Source organism: Embleya sp. NPDC050493, from assembly GCF_044458105.1.
GTDB lineage: Bacteria > Actinomycetota > Actinomycetes > Streptomycetales > Streptomycetaceae > Embleya.
The window spans coordinates 329,423-345,910 of record NZ_JBITHP010000007.1 but is presented as its reverse complement, the minus strand read 5'-3'; the positions used below and the strand labels follow the sequence as shown (position 1 = coordinate 345,910).

Genomic DNA, 16,488 nt, shown 5'->3' with positions numbered 1-16,488 from the left:
CTCAGGTCCGCGCGGACAGAGCATGGTGTGGACCAAGACCAACTCAGGCCCCGAATACGCGCAGGCGACCCGGATGCGTTCGCCGCGCTGTTCGACGCCCACGCCAGGGTCATACACCGGCACGCCGCCCGCGTCACGGGTGATCCTTCCCTCGCCGACGACGTCGTCTCGCTCACCTTCCTGGAGGCCTGGCGGCTGCGTGCCAAGGTCGCCCCCGAAGGCGAAAGCCTGCGCCCATGGCTGTTCGGGATCGCCGTCAACGTTCTGCGCAACAGTGCCCGCGCGGCCCGCCGCTATCAGGCGGCCCTGGCCCGGATCCCGGCCTGCGAGCACGTCCCGGACCTCGCGGACGGGGTGGTCGAACGGTCGGCCGACGCCGAGGAGTTGGCTGCCGCACACCGTGCGTTGGCGCGCCTGCGGCGTCCCGAACGCGAGGTGTTCACCCTCGTCGTCTGGGCGGGACTCGACTACGCCGCGGCCGCCGAAGCCCTGGGCGTACCGATCGGCACACTGCGCTCGCGGCTGTCCCGCGCCCGCCGCAAACTGCGCGACCTGATGGCGCAGGAGAGGCAACCGTCCCCACCGCGCCGGCAGCCGAGAGCCGACCGCCTTCCGGCGGTTCGGCAGGAAAGGGAGAAATCGTCGTGAAATCCGACCACACCGAGCACATCGACCAGGGTCCGCTCCGCGCACCGGTGGTCGCCGACCTGACCGACGAGCGACACCGGCAACTGCGGGCCCATTTCCTGCATCACCTTGCCGAGGTCACGAACCCTGTGGCGAGTCCGCGCCCGAGCGCCCGTCGCCGTTTCGGCTACGTCCTCGCCCCCCTGGTCGCCACGGCCGTGCTCGTCGGCGCGGGCGTGGTCTCCAAAGGGTTCAACCACGATCGGCCGACCACCCCGGTCGCCGCGCCGCCGCTGATCGTGCAGATTCTTCCTGGATCGCGCTCCGAGGCCGCCGCGGTGCTCGAACACCTCGCGGTCGCGGCCGGCCGGGAGGCGACGAAACCGCCGGGTGCCGGTCGATTCGCGTACACGGCGACAAGCGGCTTCACGTACCGGACCGAACATCACGGAAACGGCGTGCAGACCGTCGGCTACCGCGTGCCGGTGGACGAGCAGTCGTGGAGCTCGACCGACGGGTCCACGCCGGATGTCCTGTGGGAGCGCGTCCAACAGACCGAGCACGGCAGGCTCGAGCTGATGAAGAGCACCGTGGAAGCCGCCGGCCCGTCGGTTCCCGGCTACGGCACGTCCAGATACGCGTGGCTCGCGGCGTTGCCCACCGACCCGACCCAGCTGCTGGAAGTGGTCCGTCCGCTCGCGGCGGACGGAGTGCCGTTGTTTCACCACCTGATGAATCTCGTCGTGACCGGTTTCACCCCGCCCGCGCAACGCGCCGCGCTCTACCGGGTGATCGCCGGCCTCGAAGGCGTCTCGGTGGTCGACGACGCGGTCGACGCCAAGGGCCGGCACGGCGTCGCGCTGCTCTTCGACGACCCGGGCAGCGTGTACCGCGTCGAGTGGATCTTCGACGGTGACACCTTCCGCTACCTCGGGATGCGCACCATCCAGACCAGGGACGGCGACGGCATCGTCGCCGGTACGGTGTTGGTCTCGACCACGATCGACCGGCAGGGCCTGGTGGATCGAGTCGGCGACGTCCCGCAAGCAACGTCGGGGCCGCTCACCTGACGCAGCGCCCTCCGACGTTCGGGTGGTGCGGGCTGGGGCGTTACGGGTGTTGGCGAGACGAGTCGTGCTTGCCCGGGCGGCAGTGGTGGACTCGTGGCGTGGGGATGTCGCCGTTCACGAGGAGTCGTGACCGCTCTGTCACCAGCCGGATCCCCTCGGCGCAAGGGCGCGGTTCGACGGCCGGACGGGGATGACCGGGCGTCGAACCGCGCAGCGTCGACCACGGGGGAGCCGCACCACTGGGCGCCTACCCTGGCCACGGATGGCAACGCACATGCGCCTTTGGGTGAACGAAGCGAACACCGTGGATCTCGTGCACGACGGCCTCGTCGTTTCGGATGAAGGGCATGTAGGTCTCCTATGGACAAGATACTTGTCCATGAAGACAAGCAGCTTGACGAGTTGGCTCTGGCCTTCTCCGCAGTTGTGCTGGCACTCTCCGGGCATTTGGTGCAGGAGATTCACGCTCGCGTGTCCCAGCAGGGTTTCGAGGACCTGCGGCCGGCACACGGCTTCGTCTTCGCCCGCATCTCGGTGGGCGACGCCACCACGGCCACCCTGGCCGAGCATCCGGGGGTGACCAAGCAGGCCGCCGCCCAGTTGGTCGAGGAGTTGGTCCGCAAGGGATACGTGGCACGGCATCCGCACCCCCACGATGCCCGCGCCCGGCTTCTGAGACTTACCGAGGCCGGCTGGGCCGCCACACGCGCTGCCGATCAGGCCGCCCGGGCGGCTGTCGCAACATGGCAGGAGACACTGGGCGAGGCGCGCTTCGGTGAACTCGTCGCCGACCTGACCCGGCTCACACCACCGGGACCGATCCGCCCGGCATGGTGACCGCACCCGGTACGCCGCCGGCCAGGACGACATAGCGGACCCGGCCGGTCGCTTCGATGTCGACGAACGGGTCACCGTGAGTTCCGCCGCCCGATCAGTCGACCCGACGGGCCGTCATGCGAAGCGGTGCCGGAAGCGGTGCGCCTTGCGACGGCAGGGCCGGGTCGGTCACCTCGCCATCGGTCGCGCGCGCGGCCTCGGCGGGCGCGGCGGTATCGGAGGCGCGAGCGCCCGTGACGCGAACGGCGCCGGCGTCGACCACGTCTCGGATTCCGGGCGATGCCGGTGTCCGCTCCGGGTCGGGCTCCGGCGATCGCTCGGTTGCGCGCGGGGCCTGGGCGGCGGAGGGTTTGGGGACGGGCGGGCGGCGGCTCGCGGCACAGGGCGTCGCAGGCGATCGTGACAAAGGCGGCGGAGGCGTCGCGGCGGGCACCCTCAGCCCGTAGGCGGTATCGCGACTGTCGTGCACGCCGCGTCCGGTTGCCGCGGCGACGCCGATGAGCGCGACCACTGCGAGGAGACCGAGCGTCATCCACATGAGACGGCCCACGGACCTGACGCGGTGCTTCGCGTGTGAGTGGGCGAGCCCGGATTCACGGCGACTGCCTTGAAGAATGTGTAGTGGAAGGTGCCGCCGGGTTCCGTCGTGCGATACAGGTCGGCTATTCCGCGGTCCCATTCGGTTCGGGTCGTGAGACCGGCCGTCAGGGCGTTGTCGCGGACGGCCTCGACCATGGCGATGAAGGTGTTGCGCGTGAATCCTTCGACCAACCCGGGCCGGGCCCGGTCGGCGTAGACCGTGCACGGGCGGACCGCGACATCGGCGAACCCGACCGCGGACAGCAGCGGCTCCAGTCGCCGGCCGATCAGCGCGTTTCCGCCGGCCGCGGACTGGAGTTGGATCTGGCGGTCGATCGCAGCGCGGGCATAGGCACTGTCGGGGTGGAAGAACGCCGACCCGTGGTCGCCTTCGATCACGGTGACGGTGCCGCCTGGCCGCAGTACGCGCCGCAATTCCTCCAACGCGCCCTCGGGGTCCTTCAGGTGCTCCAGGACGAAGCACACGAACACGTGGTCGAACATCCCGTCGGAGAAGGGCAGTTCGTACAGATCGGCGCACCGCCACTGCACTCGGGCCTCGGGCACGTTGGCCGCCACGTGGGCGCGGGCCTGCGCGAGCGAGTCCTCGGAGACGTCCACCGCGGTGATTTGCGCCCGGGGGCTGCCCGAAGCCAGGCGCGCCGTCTGCGCTCCCACCCCACAACCGGCCTCGAGGACGCGGCTGCCGGCCGGATAGGTCGTGCCGGCGTGCAGCAGGGCCGCCAGGGCGTCCGCCTGGTCGTTCAGTCGGCGGGCCTCGACCGGCGAGTATCCGTGCACGTAGCCGCCCTCCGCCACAGCTCGCCTCCGCATGCCATGCGCCTGCGTGGCGAGATCGTGTGATGAGGGCTGTTCGTCGACGGCGGGAGGGGCGGTGGCCGGATCGATGTTCATGACTTCACCCTCGCGTTACATTGGTCCGATGAACAGGTCCAATGGCGATGCTGTCGACCGGTCCATAATGTTGGGGTCGGACTTCCTTCAGTTGAACGTCGGCGACGCGCCGATAGGCGGGCTGGCCGACTGGCTGGCGCGGCGACTGCGGCTCGCGATCTCGGACGGCCGGCTGCCGGTGGGAAGCAGGTTGCCGGCCACGCGGGTCCTGGCGGGCGAACTCGGCGTCTCTCGTGGCGTCGTCACCGAGGCATACCGCCGGCTGATCGACGACGGACACGTCGCCGGGCGCGGGCGGGGCGGAACGGTCGTCGTGGCCGCTCCCGTGTCCGCGCCGGCGGCACGGGGCCCGCAGGAGACCGTCGACCCGCCGTCGATGAGCGCACTGTTCGTCGCCGCTCCCGGCGCGGACATCTACGACGCGTTGCGGGCGGCACCGTCTCGCGTCGACCTGTCGCCCGGCATGCCCGACCTGGCAGCGTTTCCGCGAACGGCGTGGTTGCGCGCCGAACGCACCGTGGTCGGCGGCCTCGCGCCGTCCGACTTCGGATACGGGGATCCTCGCGGCACACCGGCGTTGCGGCACGCCGTCGCGAACTGGCTGGCCCGCAACCGCGGGATCCTGGTGGACCCGGGCGAGGTGATCATCGTCGCCGGAACCGCTCAGGCGTTCGGCCTGCTGGCCCAGGTGCTTCGTGACGACGGGATCCACGAGGTCGCCGTCGAGGATCCCGGGTCACTCGGGGCCCGCCAGCACCTTAACCACTGGCGACTGGAGGCTCCGCCGATCCCGGTCGACGCCGACGGAATCCGGGTCGAAGCGCTGCGCGCCCAAGGCGCCGCGGCCGTGCTCCTGACACCCGCCCATCAGTTTCCGACCGGCGTGGTGCTCGGCGGCGAGAGGCGCCGCGACCTGATGCGCTGGGCCGGCACGGAGGGCGGGCTGATCATCGAGGACGACTACGACGCCGAACACCGCTACGACCGGCCTCCCGTTCCCGCCCTGCGGTCGATGCTCGCGGAGCACGTCTGCTACGCGGGCAGCGTGTCCAAGCTCCTCGCCCCCGCCCTCCGGGTGGGATGGCTGCTCGCACCGCCCAAGTACCGGGACGCTCTCGTGGACGCCAAACGGTTCGCCGACCTCGGCAACGCCGTACTGCCCCAACTGGTCCTGGCCGAACTGATGGAGTCGGGCCACATGGAACGCCAGTTGCGATTCCTCCGCAGCCGCCACCGCCGCCGCCGGGACGCCATGATCGACGCGATCGAAACCCACATGCCGGGCGCGGTCGTCCACGGCGCGGCGGCCGGTCTGCACCTGATGATCACCTTCGCGAGCGAGTTCGCCGACGTCGACCTCGCCGCCGCGTCACTCGCGCGCGGCGTCAAAGTGCAACCGCTGTCCTGGCACAGCCAACGGCCCACCCGACCGGGCCTGGTCCTCGGCTACGCCGCGCGCACGCCCACCGAGATCGCCGAGGGCATCGCGACCATCGGCGATGCCCTGCGACGCCTGTCCTGACCACGAGATCCAACCGGCAACACACCCCTTGCCAGAGGAGCTGAGCGCGAGCCGGCCGGTGGAGGGCGCCCCGTCGGAACTCACGCGGGTACGGGAGACGCTCAACGCCGCCAGGGAGTGGGGCGGCCCAGGCAGCCACTGTCACGGTCCCCGCGATGTTCCAGCGCGGCAGCGGGCGGCAGCCACAGCGGGCGCGAAGCCGACCCCCGTTGTCCGCAAGCCCGGCTCTGTCCGGACCCAGCTGCCCGGCCCGCGCGTACCGGCGCGGAGTCGGTCGCTCACGCACGTCTTGAGTACGCTCGGGCCTCCACGGCCCGGCAGGCCCTGGAGTCCCGGCTCGACTCCTCCGGCCGAGGCGGGCGTGGCCCGGGTTTTGTCCGAGGAGATTTCCACCCGCGCCGGCGGGCGGCCCGAGTTGGACGAGGCCGTCAAGTTCGCCGAACTGCGGGCCCCCGGCGTCCGGGTCATCCTCGTCGTCCACGAGCGTAGGCGGCCACCGGATACGGATGGGGAGCGACGTGACAGGGTTGCCGGGTCGCGGCGACCGAGGCCGACCTCGTCGACGTGGGGCTGGATCGTCCGCAGGTTTGCCCGTCGGCCTCATTCGGCACTCAACCGGCGTCCGCACTCTGTCGAGCGGCGGGCGTGCGGCAGCGGCGTACGAAGTACGCGTACGTCAGCGCCCGGAGCAGGGCCCGCAGATCATGCCCGGCGCGATGCAGACTCTGGCCAGGATCATCCAGCCGGAGCCGTCGTAGCCGACTTCCTCCGGGTCGTCCACTCCCGTCCAGGCGAGAAAGACGGGTGTCCGGAAGACGATCGCGCCCAGTGGGCCACGGTCGCGGAATGATCGCCGCCATCGGTCGAATGCGTCTGCCGCCGATGCCGAGGAGCCACACGGGTGCGACCTCCCCCCAACCTCCAACGAAACCGAAGGACAGCAATGCCAGGCACTCGGTGAGCACGCTGAGCCGGGAGCGCTTCCAGCGAGTCCTTCGGGGCAGGTTCTCCACCGGGAGACAATGGTTCTCGTGCGACACCATCTCGAACCTCGGGAGCCCACCTGGGAGGCCGCCACCATGGCGGTGCCTTGGCTGGCAATGCTGCCCGCGGACATGCAAACCAGGCTCGACCTGACCGAGTGGGTCATCCCATCGGGAGAGGTTGCCCGGGTACGGACCCGAGTCGAACTGGCCTTGAAGGCGCACGTCATGACGTACCGGCGAGAGCCCTCCGCGCCCGCGCCGGGTCGCGTCCAACTGTGCCAGGTGCTGGCGTGCGCGGAACTCGATCCGCGCGCAATCGCCGTGTTGCGAAGAGCCGAGGAGGCCGTCGCCGCAGCGGGAGTGGTGCTGTGCGCGTACGCGACTCCACTGCGCCTGCGCACCCTGTGACCCACTCGACGGCAGCTCGCCCGAGACCGCACAGCACCTTCTGTGGGCGGACCTACCGCAGATGGATCACGGAGACCAGATTTTTTCGTCGGCGGCCGAGAACGGGCACCGGTGACGGCCGGTGGAGGCGCTTTGTCATGCCGGCCGAGCGGGGATCGACCCGACAAGCAAGGGCGTCCTAGGAATGCCTGGTCCGGGTTCGTCCCGTTTCTCGACTTCGACACCGAGATCCACACGATCGTCTGCACCACCAACGCGATCGAGTCCGTGCACGCCGCATCCGACGCGCGGTCAAAGCCCGAGGACACTTCCCGACCGAGCAGACTCCGCCGGCGAATTTGCCGTATCTGCTCGTGAGCGTGCGCGACCGGGAAGCGTTCGAAGTCGATAACTCTGCACCTTCAGGCGTTCCGCCGGCCGATCGTGCGGCTGGGTGCCGCCGGCGGCGAGCGGATTCGGGTTGGTCGGGAGCGGGTCGGGAAGCCGCCTGTTCGTCGTGGTCGCGGAGCACGCACATGACGGTGGCGCGGGACGGATGGTGGCCTTCTTCGCGCCGCGGGTGACGACGAGCTTCTCGACGATGTCGCGCAGGCTCGTGTCTTGGTCGCGCAGGTGGAGGACCATGGTGAGCATGCCGTCGTCGGCGACGTTGGCATCGCCGATGGTCTTGCCGCGTTCGCGGGCGGACTCGGGGTCGAGAACGAGGTCCTGCTGCCGGGAGCGACGTACTGGAGCGGTTGATCGCCACGATCCGCGAACGCACACACCGCCGCACCTGGCGCCTGCTCGCCGCCGCCCCGTCCGCCGATCAACGCGCCGCGCTGGACGCGCTGCCGCAGGTCGAACCCCGTCGCCGGACCTCGAAACCGGACCGACTGCGCCATCGCCGCGCGACATCTCCGGCCCCGGTGTGGGCCGGGCGCTCGACCGCTACCTCGAACTCGACGCCCTCGGCACCACCGGCTGGAACCTCCGCCGAGCAGGCACCCGAGCAATACCGCACCGAAGTCTTCGCCTGGCTCAACACCGTCACGGCGGATACTTCGGACCCGAAACGATCCGCTCCTTCCTCCGTGCCGAACGACACGACGCTCGATACCTGCACCCGGACTCAGGACGACGGTCGGCTCAGGCAACACCGACCGGGTCAGTCGTTCGCGTCTTCCTCCTCGCCCTCGTCATCCTCCGGGTCGAGGTCTTCTTCCTCCTCGTCCTCCTCGATGTCCAGGAGGTGGCTGCGGAGGTCGTCGGCGCGTGAGTTTTCGTTGGCCCACCACGGGGTCGGTTCGGGTTCGCCCGTGGGGTCCACGAGCAGTGAGGAGTCGATCGCGGTCATCCAGGGGTAGGCCGTGGCCGTATCGACCGGGGTCTCCCAGTCGTCCGGGTCGAAGTCCATTTCCTCCGTGTCGCGGATCCTGGGGACGGGGACCGGCAGTTGTCGATGCCTGATCATCCAGGTGTTGCGGAAGAAGTCGAAGCGCAGGTGGAAGCAGTCGTCCGTCTCGGCATAGAGAATCGGCGGGACGAGGAAGTGGGCCGCATCGACGGTGGCCATCACGTCGAGGTAATTGGCCGGGATGCCGCCCGAGTTCCAGCAAGCCGCGAAGTTCACCGGGGTCAGCGAATCCTTGCCGAGCACATGGATGCGATTGTCCCGGACCACGAACTTGTCCGGATCGAGTACCACGTCCTGGCCGAGCATCAGGATCGGCGCGGGCATGATGTGCGCCTTGGCGAAGTCCTGTGCGACCTCCTGGAGTTCGATGACCTCGTCGAAACGCGTGGCGTCGAATTGGTCGTAATCGTGGAACGGACAGCAGACGCCGTTCGGCTCCTCCGATTCGGGAAAGAGCAGGGACTTGTCGAAGGACGCGACCGCATCCGCAGCCTGTTCACCTTCGAACACGTTTGTGGCTGCGCCCTGTTGCCCGGCAAGGAAGCCGGGGATCCAGTCAGCGCCCTCGGCCTCGATCACGACCGACTCGCAGATGTCGCGAAACGCCGTCTCGCCGAGCTTGCAGTTGAAGTAGTCCAGCAGGGTGATCGCGGCGCACGCGGCGAGCGACAGTCCCTCGCGCCGTCCGAACCAGAAGTCGTAGCCGTTCGCGACGAAGTCCACCCCACGAAATCGCTTGTGGACGAACGGCTCGCGCCGCGCGTCGTCGCCGTACGGAATGTTCCAGTGTGCAGCGGCAACGCGGTTGTAGTAGGCATCGGCGTATCGGGCGAGTTCCGGGGCGAAGACGCTTTCACCGGTCAGGTAACACGCCTTGCCGAACAACGCGCCGATCCTCGGATCGTGGACGATATCGGCCTCGGCCTGGTGGTGGATCAGTTCGGTGCGCAGGAACACCTTGCGACCGTCCCGGTAGGGCGCGCCCTCGTGTTCGTACCGTTGGTCGAAGACGACGCAGTCGAAGGCCCCGATGTCGGTGAGTGCGACGCCCCCGGTCAGGTCGAGTGCGGGCTCGCCCGAGCCACCGGTGAGGTAGAGCAGCACCGTGTACCGGGAAACGTGCCCGCGCGCCGCGTCGTGGTAGGGCGTGTCCCGATGCCGGTGGAAGTTGGCGTCGCCCGGTTCGAAGCGGTTGCACCGGAACACCGGGTTGACATGCGAGAAGCCGTCGAGCACCGCCTCGGGCAGCGCCCGGGACACCGCCTCGGTGAGTGCATCGGCCAGCAGCGCCGAGTGGAAGATGAAGCGTTCGCCGCCACGGAGGCCACCGTTGAGCGGCGGGACGTAGAGGTTCAGCTCGTCCAGGTCCTCGATGCGGGCACGAGCGGCGTCCGGCAACCGCAACCGTGCCGAGTAGGCGTCTCGCGCGAGTTCCACCGGCTTGTCGAGCGTGAACTCCAGCGCCACACCCTCGAAGAGTCGGTCCAAGGGCACGATGTTCTCGAAGGTCCGCAACGACAGCTCGCGCGGGTCCACGAACACGGCCGCCAGATGCGGCGCTTGCGTACTCGGCCGGGCGAACCACTCCCGCACCGCCGCGTCGATGTGCTCCGCGTCAACGAAGCGCACCGCCTTGAAGCGTGCCGTCGGATGCCAGGAGACCGCCAGTCCGTCGACGACGGTGGCGGCGCCGGTGTCGATCGCGTCGACCTCGGCGCGGTAGCGGGCCACCTCGTCTTCGTCGGCCGAACCGGTCGACAACGCGAAGAAGCGATCACGGAGTTCGCCGGGTTCGATGCCAGTCATACGCTCCTCCAGAAACTGCGCAGTGCGCTCGGAAGCCCGGCGGCGGAAGCCAGCGTTTCCACACCAGCGTCGGAGACGTCCCGGCGGTGCGCGAGCAGTCGCCGCAGCGACCCGGCAAACGGCGCCTCGACCAAGGCCCGAGCACCATCCGCGCCGATGCGGTTGTATCGGAGGTCGAGTTCCCCAAGCCGCTCGAAGCGGGCCAGTTCACGCACACCCTCGCCGGTAAGTCGATTGTGTTGCAGGTGCAGCCGTCGGACATGGGCAAAAGTCGCGGAGGTGGCCAGGGCTTTCATGCCGTCGTCGCCGATACCGCAGTAGCGCAGATCGAGCGTTTCAACCCGCGCGGTGGAGGTCGCGGCGGCGAGGTGTCGAGCACCGGGGTCGGCGAAGCGGAAGTGCGAAAGGTCCAGTTCGCGGATTCCGCCGAGATCGAGATCCGCGAGGGCATCGGCCTCGTGGGGCGGCGGCGGGAGTGGCACGTCGTACTCGTCGAAGTCGGGCTCGTCGCTCCAGTATTCGTCGTCCGCCTCCTCGGCGGCGCTGCCCGGTCGGATCCGCAACCTGCTCACAAAGCGCCCCGCCAGGGCCTCGGCGATCCGCGCGGGCGCCTCCGGTTCCCACGCCACGGACACCTTCGTGGCGAAGCCGTGCACCCGCGCCACGGCCTCTACGCCGTCCGGCAGTTCAGCATCCCAGCGCTCCCGATGTTCCTGCGTCAGGAACTCGATCTCACCCCGGAGCACCCGCCGCTTGTCGTCCCGCACCTCATGCGCGAGACGCAGATCCAACTCGATCAGCATGCCCCGGGCATCGCCCCGCTCTCGCAACACCTCACCGTAGGCACGCCACGCGGCGACATCTCCCGGATCCTCACGCAGTATTCGCTCCAACGACGCAACTCCCATGCCGGACACAGTAGAAGCAGCCTCCGACACATCGGACGGCACGTCGCCGCGAACCATCCGTCCACGGCGGCGATGGCTTCGTCCACCCGGCTGTCCCGCGGCCGTCCGATCGGCTGTCCGGCCGGTTGCCCGGCCGACTGCCATCCCCCTGCTCCTGCCGCCCCAGTGCCTGTGGCGGCTGCCGTTCGCCTTCGGTTTCGACATGGGCATGGAGGACCAGGGATCCCTGCCGCCGTTGTGGCTGTCGATCCCCTATGTCTTCGGGCTCAGCGTGATCACCGAGTGCCTGGCACTGCTGTCCTTCGGCCTCGTTCGAGGCTGGGGGGAGGTCGCACCCGCGTGGCTCCCCGTCATCGGCGGCAAGCGCATTCGACCGAGGACGGCGATCATTCCCGCGACCCTGGGCGCACTGGCCGCGATCGCCTTCTGGACGCCCTCCCTTCTCGCCTGGACGGGAGTGGGCGACTTGGAGGAAGTCGGCTATGACAGCACCGGCTGGATGATCCTGGCCAGAGTCTGCATCGCGCCGGGCATGATCTGCGGGCCCCTGCTGCTGTCGCTCACGTACGCGTACTACGTACGCCGCTGCCGCACGCCCGCCGCCGGACAGGACGCCGACGCCGGTTGAGTGCCCGAAGGGGGCCTGCGGCCAGACCTGCGGACGATCCAACCGCATCCCGGCGGGGTCGGCCGCCCCGGGCCGCCCGGATCGTGATGTGCACGTCGCTGCTTCGGCGACGAAGACTCCACCGCGCCTCTGCCGGTTCGAGCTCGAACGAGAAACGCTGGACGTCATGGGGCCGCCGGCCCGCCTTCGCGGCTTCCTCCGGCTACTTGTCCGTCTCCGAGCCTGCGAGAGCGGCTGGACGAGTGCGCCAGTTGTCGAAGTGCTCTCGCTTCGCGTGGGGCGGGCCCTGGCCGCGACTTGTCAGGGAGGCAACCCGGGCCCGCGACCACACGCTGTCGACGGCACCGCTGCGGTCTCCTCGGACACCCGGCATGGACGGCCGAAGCGACTGGGTCTCTGCGTACTCAGGGGGGTCGTACCCGATGGCATGCATCCGCTGAGCCGGTCGATGTCGGTGTCGACAGCGGTGAGGACGTGTCGGACGTAGATCTTTGCGATGCGACGGTACGGGCAGTTGCGCACCGGTCGCGGTCGAGCGGCTACTGCCGGCTGCGGTAGGCGGCCGTCTTGGCGCGGGCCGTGCACGCCGGGCCGCAATAGCGGCGCGAGCCGTTGCGGGTCAGGTCGATGTAGACCCCCTCGCATCGACGCGCCTCGCACATGCCCAAGCGGTTCGAACCGTAGCCGTCGACGACGAGCGCGAGCGCGGTGGCGAACTCGCCGCCCAGTGCCTCCACAGCCGTCTCACCCGAGCCGTGGAAATGCAGGTGGAACGGCTGGTCCTCGTCCTCGACCAGATAGGGCCGCGCGGCGTAGCGGCTCATCATGGCGTTGATCCGCGCCGCCGTCTCTGCCGGGGTCGGCGCGGTCAAGGCGTCGCGCAACGCGACGGCCAGCGTGGTCAGTCGCGTCGCCGCATCGGGAACGTCGCGCAGCGCGGCCGCAATGCGCTCGCCCGCAGCGGCAGAGAACGCGGTGACGAGTTCGTCCCCCTGTGCCGGCCGTGCCGGGCTTCCGCCGCGCCATGTGGGTGTCACGAGGTTGGCAAGTTCGGCGATCAACGGCGCCTGCGCCGTCACGTTACAGGCTATCTCCACTTGACGAGTAACTTCCTCTCGCTTCGTAATAGGCGTAATCACTTTTGAGGGTAACGGAGATTACCGTGATCGCGCCGTACCGACGACTCCTGACCCATCCCGGGGTACCCCGACTGATAGCCACAGACCTGTGCGTCAAGATCGGCCCGCCCGTCCTGGGCGTCGCCCTACTCCTGGTCGCCCTGGAGCACCTCGGCTCATACACCGCGGCCGGACTCGCCCTGACGGCCCACGCACTCGCACTGGCCCTGTGCGCTCCGATCGGCGGACGATTGGCCGACCGCTTCGGCGCCCGCCGTGTCCTGGTGGGCTATCTGGCCGCTCACACCGGCGCCTACGCACTCCTGCTGGCCGTCCTTGCCCTGGACGCGCCCGCGCCCGCGCTGATCGGTGCGGCGTCGCTGTTGGGCTTGACCAACCCGCCGGCCGGGCCGGTGATCCGGGACGCGTGGCCGCGCCTGGTCCCCGCCGCCTCGCTGCCCGCCGCCTACGCCCTGGACAGCGCCGTCAACGAACTGATGTTCATCGTCGGCCCCGCGCTGGTGAGCGCGCTCCTGCCGGTGATGTCGGCCCGAACCGTGGTATTGGTGGCCGCAGTCACGGTGTTGTCGGGCGTGGCCCTGCTGATCCTCTCCTCACCGATGCCACTCGCGTCGGCAACGACCGAACGGCCGGCGGACCCGGGCAGCCGGCGCGCCCGACTCATCGGTCCGCTTGTCCATCGGCCCACTCTGGTCCTGCTCGTACTGGCCGCGTTCGCCACGTTCGGCTTCGGCTGCCTGCGCATCGCCACTGCCGCCGACGCCACCGCTTTCGGCTCCGGCGAGTCGGCCGGGCTGCTCATGGCGCTGTTGTCGGCCGGCACCTTGGCCGGCGCGCTCGGCTACGGCGCCCGCGCGGGTTCGCCGCACGGGCGGCTCGCACTCGTGGTGTTGTGCCTCCTCGACGCCGCCGCGTTGTTCACGGGGATCTTCGCCCCGGGTCTCACCGTCCTCGCCATGACGGTCACCGCGTCCGGACTGTTGAGCGGCCCCCGCGACATCCTGGTGCCCATCCTGCTCGCCGAGCAGGCACCCGAGCGATACCGCACCGAGGTCTTCGCCTGGCTCAACACCTTCACGTGGGCGGGGTACGGCCTGGGTACCGCGGTCGCCGGCGCCGCGACCGATCCGAACGACAACGGAGCAGCGGCCTTCACGATCGCCACGGCCGTGGCCCTGCTGAGCGCGGTCGTCGCCGCCACGCTGCATCACCCGGCGTCGCGTCCCGGATAGCGCAAAGCCTGCTCTCGGGGCGGCCCTTTCCCGAACCGATGCAGCCCGCGTCGATCCGAATCGGCCGCTGGGATCGCAGTGTTCTGGGCGTGCAGTGGCGCCATGTCGCCGGGTCCCGGTCGACTCCGTCGAGCCGCCGGCCGCACGCCCCCGAATCCTCCGCCACCCAGGCCCCGGACGCGACCGACCGATCACCGGACCCCGACACGGAACGGACACCGGCACACGGCTCGGCTCGCGTCACGGGCGTTGGCGACCCCCCAGGCCACCGCGCCCGGCGAGGCCGAGGCCGATGGCGAAACGACCACCCCTGCTTGACCGTCGCAACGCGCACCGCTCCCGGCCGTCGGCCCTCGCCCGGTGGCCATTCGGCGTCCTGTTTGCAGCAGTCCGCGCACTCCGCGGAGCTGAGGAGACCATCCGGTCCATGTGGGTCGGCCTGCGCGACCTCCAGCAGCAAACCGTGATCTCGAGTCCGCTTTCCAACGCGAAGGCGGCGAGGTGCTTCTTCCATGTCCAACGGCGGGGGTCGTTGGAACCACCGCAGTCGGCGGTTATCAGCACAGGCGGGCGTCGAGGTACGAGCCCCGGTGCGGGGTCGATGGCGGCCCGCACCGGGGCTCGTAGTGGGGAGTCCCCTCGGAATCGGGCCGATCCCCCGTTTTGCGCACCGGGCGATCCGGCCGGGGGGTTCCATGTGGTCATGAAGCGTCATGGGTGGGGTGAACCGGGCACCGGTGGGTGTGGGCCGGCGGGGTCGGTGCAGCGGCGGCGGTGGTCGCGTTGTGGGGGCGGCGGTGCTGTACGCGGGTGCCGATGTCGCGTCCGGGGTGGGGCCGGCTGGACGCCGCGACGCGTGCGCAGGCCGAGGGACAGTTCCGGTTGGCGGCGATCCAGGGGTTGGCCGCCCTGGGGTGTGGGTGCCGGAAACCCCATCCGCGCTGGTCAGGCGGCATGTCGGTATTCATGGATGGTGCCGCCGAGTCGGTCCTGTCTGCGGATGCGCAACCGCTGGAGTTCGTCGGGGTCGGTGATCGGCTCGGGCAGCGCACGAAGCGGTGCCGCCTGCTGGAGCGTTCGGTGCGGCCTGTGCGCGGTGTAATGCCGTTCGAACTCGCGCAGGGCACGGAGCAGGTGACGCTGATTCCGGATCAGTGTGCGGTCGAGGAGTTCGTGGCGGCAGGTGCGGTCCCAGCTGTCGGCGTACTGAGGAATGTGCTCAGCCAAGTACAGCCGAACGTGCCCAGTTGTCAGGCGACGTCGGTTTCGCGCTAGATGGCCTTGAGCCGGTTCTTCGGTCGATAGCTGGGACCGTTGATCGCGACGACGTCGCAATGGTGCAGGAGCCGGTCGAGGATGGCAGTGGCGAGGACCTCGTCGCCGAACACCTGTCCCCATTCAACTGGGGCCGGCACTTGTTCCTTTTCGGGAATCGCCGCCGCCACCGGCCCGTATCCAACTCCCGCGGTCCTCGATGGTCTTCGTGGTAATACTCGAAATCTCCAGGTGCCGCCTTGACAGGTCAGGTGCGAGAAAGGTGTGCCGGTGACGTCCCAGGTGCGGGTGATCCGAGGCGGCGGCGTCCGCTGGACGCATCGAGCTCGCCGGCGTGGTCCGGCGTCAGCGCTCCCGGTGATCCGCGGTACCCGGTCGGTCGCGCAGCATGTGGGCCAGGAGTTGGGTACGTGAACGCAGCCCCGTCTTGTCGAAGACGTGCTGAAGGTGACTCTTGACCGTCGGCACGCTGATCGACAGCGCCCGGCCGATCTCCGCGTTCGTGACGCCTTCCCGCACCAGGGCGACGACCTCGAACTCCCGCTCGGTCAGCTCCCACTCCGACACCGGGGCCGCGTCGACCGTCGGCCGCTGCCACGCACCGAAGGCGTATTCGAGATAGGGGTGGGCCTTGCGCAGAAACCGCAGCTCGCCCGGGGTGAAGTCGCCCTCGCGCGCGTCCCGCAACAACGAAACACCGCCGACCAGCTCCCCGCCGTGGCGCAGGTACAGCTCGGCCTCGAACCGGATCCCCAGGGGACGCATGAAGCGCCGGTAGTACTCCGACGCGTCGAACCGCTCCCCCAGGTCGTACAGCGTGGCCAGCGGCGTGTCCAAGGCGGCGAACTGCCGTGGGTGGAACGGATCGAGCCGATGGAAGAAGCTCAGGTAGGTGGTGTTCCGCACGGGTGAAATCGCCCGGAAGACATGGCCGACCGCGTTCAGCTCCGGGTCGACGGAGTAGAACACCATGCCGGTCGACGAGACGGACTCGGCCAGGAAGTCCATCGTCTGCACCTTGAACTCGGCAACGCTCTGCGGGCCGATCGTGGATCGCGTGCTGCTGGGATGCATGGGGCTCGCCGCCACCTCGGGAGGGGAAACCGACGGTAACCGCGGCTCGCCCGAGGGGTCAAGGTCGGGTATCAACCGTTGGATCG

The 16,488-nt window shown here is 69.5% G+C and carries 14 protein-coding genes and 4 pseudogenes; 8 read left to right on the top strand and 10 right to left on the bottom strand.

Translation table 11 applies throughout. The features are described from left to right. Positions 1-27: 27 nt before the first annotated feature. The 3 genes from ACIBM5_RS17420 to ACIBM5_RS17410 all read left to right on the top strand — a co-directional run bounded on the left by ACIBM5_RS17420 (position 28) and on the right by ACIBM5_RS17410 (position 2,534). A complete protein-coding gene (locus ACIBM5_RS17420) occupies positions 28-648 on the top strand; it encodes an RNA polymerase sigma factor (protein ID WP_396007643.1) in 621 nt (206 codons plus the stop codon). Continuing rightward, entirely contained in the window at positions 645-1,697 is a 1,053-nt protein-coding gene (locus ACIBM5_RS17415; RefSeq protein WP_396007642.1) for a CU044_5270 family protein, read from the top strand. The genes ACIBM5_RS17420 and ACIBM5_RS17415 overlap by 4 nt, the downstream gene beginning before the upstream one ends. Before the next feature lie 360 nt (positions 1,698-2,057). Then, positions 2,058-2,534, top strand: coding sequence for a MarR family winged helix-turn-helix transcriptional regulator (locus ACIBM5_RS17410; protein ID WP_396007641.1), 477 nt, complete (start codon positions 2,058-2,060; stop codon positions 2,532-2,534). Between the two features lie 94 nt (positions 2,535-2,628). Here ACIBM5_RS17410 and ACIBM5_RS17405 read toward each other — a convergent pair whose 3' ends face one another. After that, a complete protein-coding gene (locus ACIBM5_RS17405; protein WP_396007640.1) occupies positions 2,629-3,066 on the bottom strand; it encodes a hypothetical protein in 438 nt (145 codons plus the stop codon). After that, entirely contained in the window at positions 3,063-3,947 is an 885-nt protein-coding gene (locus ACIBM5_RS17400) for a methyltransferase domain-containing protein (RefSeq protein WP_396007639.1), read from the bottom strand. The genes ACIBM5_RS17405 and ACIBM5_RS17400 overlap by 4 nt, the downstream gene beginning before the upstream one ends. 109 nt (positions 3,948-4,056) lie before the next feature. Between ACIBM5_RS17400 and ACIBM5_RS17395 the strand changes: the two genes are divergently transcribed. The 3 genes and pseudogenes from ACIBM5_RS17395 to ACIBM5_RS17385 form a co-directional block, all read left to right on the top strand. Continuing rightward, positions 4,057-5,550 (top strand): PLP-dependent aminotransferase family protein, encoded by a 1,494-nt coding sequence (locus ACIBM5_RS17395; protein WP_396007638.1) that lies wholly within the window; start codon positions 4,057-4,059, stop codon positions 5,548-5,550. 1,031 nt (positions 5,551-6,581) lie between these two features. Continuing rightward, complete coding sequence (locus ACIBM5_RS17390; RefSeq protein ID WP_396007637.1) at positions 6,582-6,944, top strand: hypothetical protein; 363 nt, start codon at positions 6,582-6,584, stop codon at positions 6,942-6,944. A 183-nt stretch (positions 6,945-7,127) separates the two neighbouring features. After that, positions 7,128-7,267: pseudogene (locus ACIBM5_RS17385) on the top strand (transposase); the annotation flags it as partial. Here ACIBM5_RS17385 and ACIBM5_RS17380 read toward each other — a convergent pair. The 3 genes from ACIBM5_RS17380 to ACIBM5_RS17370 all read right to left on the bottom strand — a co-directional run bounded on the left by ACIBM5_RS17380 (position 7,236) and on the right by ACIBM5_RS17370 (position 10,949). Further along, positions 7,236-7,709, bottom strand: a complete 474-nt coding sequence (locus ACIBM5_RS17380; RefSeq protein ID WP_396007684.1) for a hypothetical protein — start codon at positions 7,707-7,709, stop codon at positions 7,236-7,238. The pseudogene ACIBM5_RS17385 and the gene ACIBM5_RS17380 sit on opposite strands and share 32 nt — an antisense overlap. A 382-nt stretch (positions 7,710-8,091) precedes the next feature. Further along, positions 8,092-10,146 carry a hypothetical protein gene (locus tag ACIBM5_RS17375; RefSeq protein WP_396007636.1) on the bottom strand — a complete coding sequence of 685 codons (2,055 nt, stop codon included), beginning with the start codon at positions 10,144-10,146 and terminating at the stop codon, positions 8,092-8,094. Continuing rightward, positions 10,143-10,949, bottom strand: a complete 807-nt coding sequence (locus ACIBM5_RS17370) for a hypothetical protein (RefSeq protein WP_396007635.1) — start codon at positions 10,947-10,949, stop codon at positions 10,143-10,145. Before ACIBM5_RS17370 ends, ACIBM5_RS17375 begins: the two co-directional genes overlap by 4 nt. Positions 10,950-11,256: 307 nt before the next feature. On the opposite strand from ACIBM5_RS17370, the gene ACIBM5_RS17365 reads away from it, so the two are divergent. Next, positions 11,257-11,682, top strand: a complete 426-nt coding sequence (locus tag ACIBM5_RS17365; protein WP_396007634.1) for a hypothetical protein — start codon at positions 11,257-11,259, stop codon at positions 11,680-11,682. A gap of 539 nt (positions 11,683-12,221) precedes the next feature. Here the strand turns inward: ACIBM5_RS17365 and ACIBM5_RS17360 are convergent. Continuing rightward, positions 12,222-12,761, bottom strand: coding sequence for a CGNR zinc finger domain-containing protein (locus ACIBM5_RS17360; protein ID WP_396007633.1), 540 nt, complete (start codon positions 12,759-12,761; stop codon positions 12,222-12,224). Positions 12,762-12,844: 83 nt separating this feature from the next. On the opposite strand from ACIBM5_RS17360, the gene ACIBM5_RS17355 reads away from it, so the two are divergent. Continuing rightward, entirely contained in the window at positions 12,845-14,053 is a 1,209-nt protein-coding gene (locus tag ACIBM5_RS17355; RefSeq protein ID WP_396007632.1) for an MFS transporter, read from the top strand. 456 nt (positions 14,054-14,509) lie between these two features. On the opposite strand, the pseudogene ACIBM5_RS17350 reads toward ACIBM5_RS17355, so the two are convergent. The 4 genes and pseudogenes from ACIBM5_RS17350 to ACIBM5_RS17335 all read right to left on the bottom strand — a co-directional run. Continuing rightward, a pseudogene (locus ACIBM5_RS17350) lies at positions 14,510-14,617 on the bottom strand (hypothetical protein); the annotation flags it as partial. A 381-nt stretch (positions 14,618-14,998) separates the two neighbouring features. Continuing rightward, positions 14,999-15,253: pseudogene (locus tag ACIBM5_RS17345) on the bottom strand (integrase core domain-containing protein); the annotation flags it as partial. Between the two features lie 71 nt (positions 15,254-15,324). After that, a pseudogene (locus ACIBM5_RS17340) lies at positions 15,325-15,453 on the bottom strand (ATP-binding protein); the annotation flags it as partial. Positions 15,454-15,673: 220 nt separating this feature from the next. Beyond that, the gene (locus tag ACIBM5_RS17335) at positions 15,674-16,402 is read right to left on the bottom strand and encodes a response regulator transcription factor (protein WP_396007631.1); all 729 of its coding nucleotides are present in this window, start codon (positions 16,400-16,402) and stop codon (positions 15,674-15,676) included. Positions 16,403-16,488: the final 86 nt, after the last annotated feature.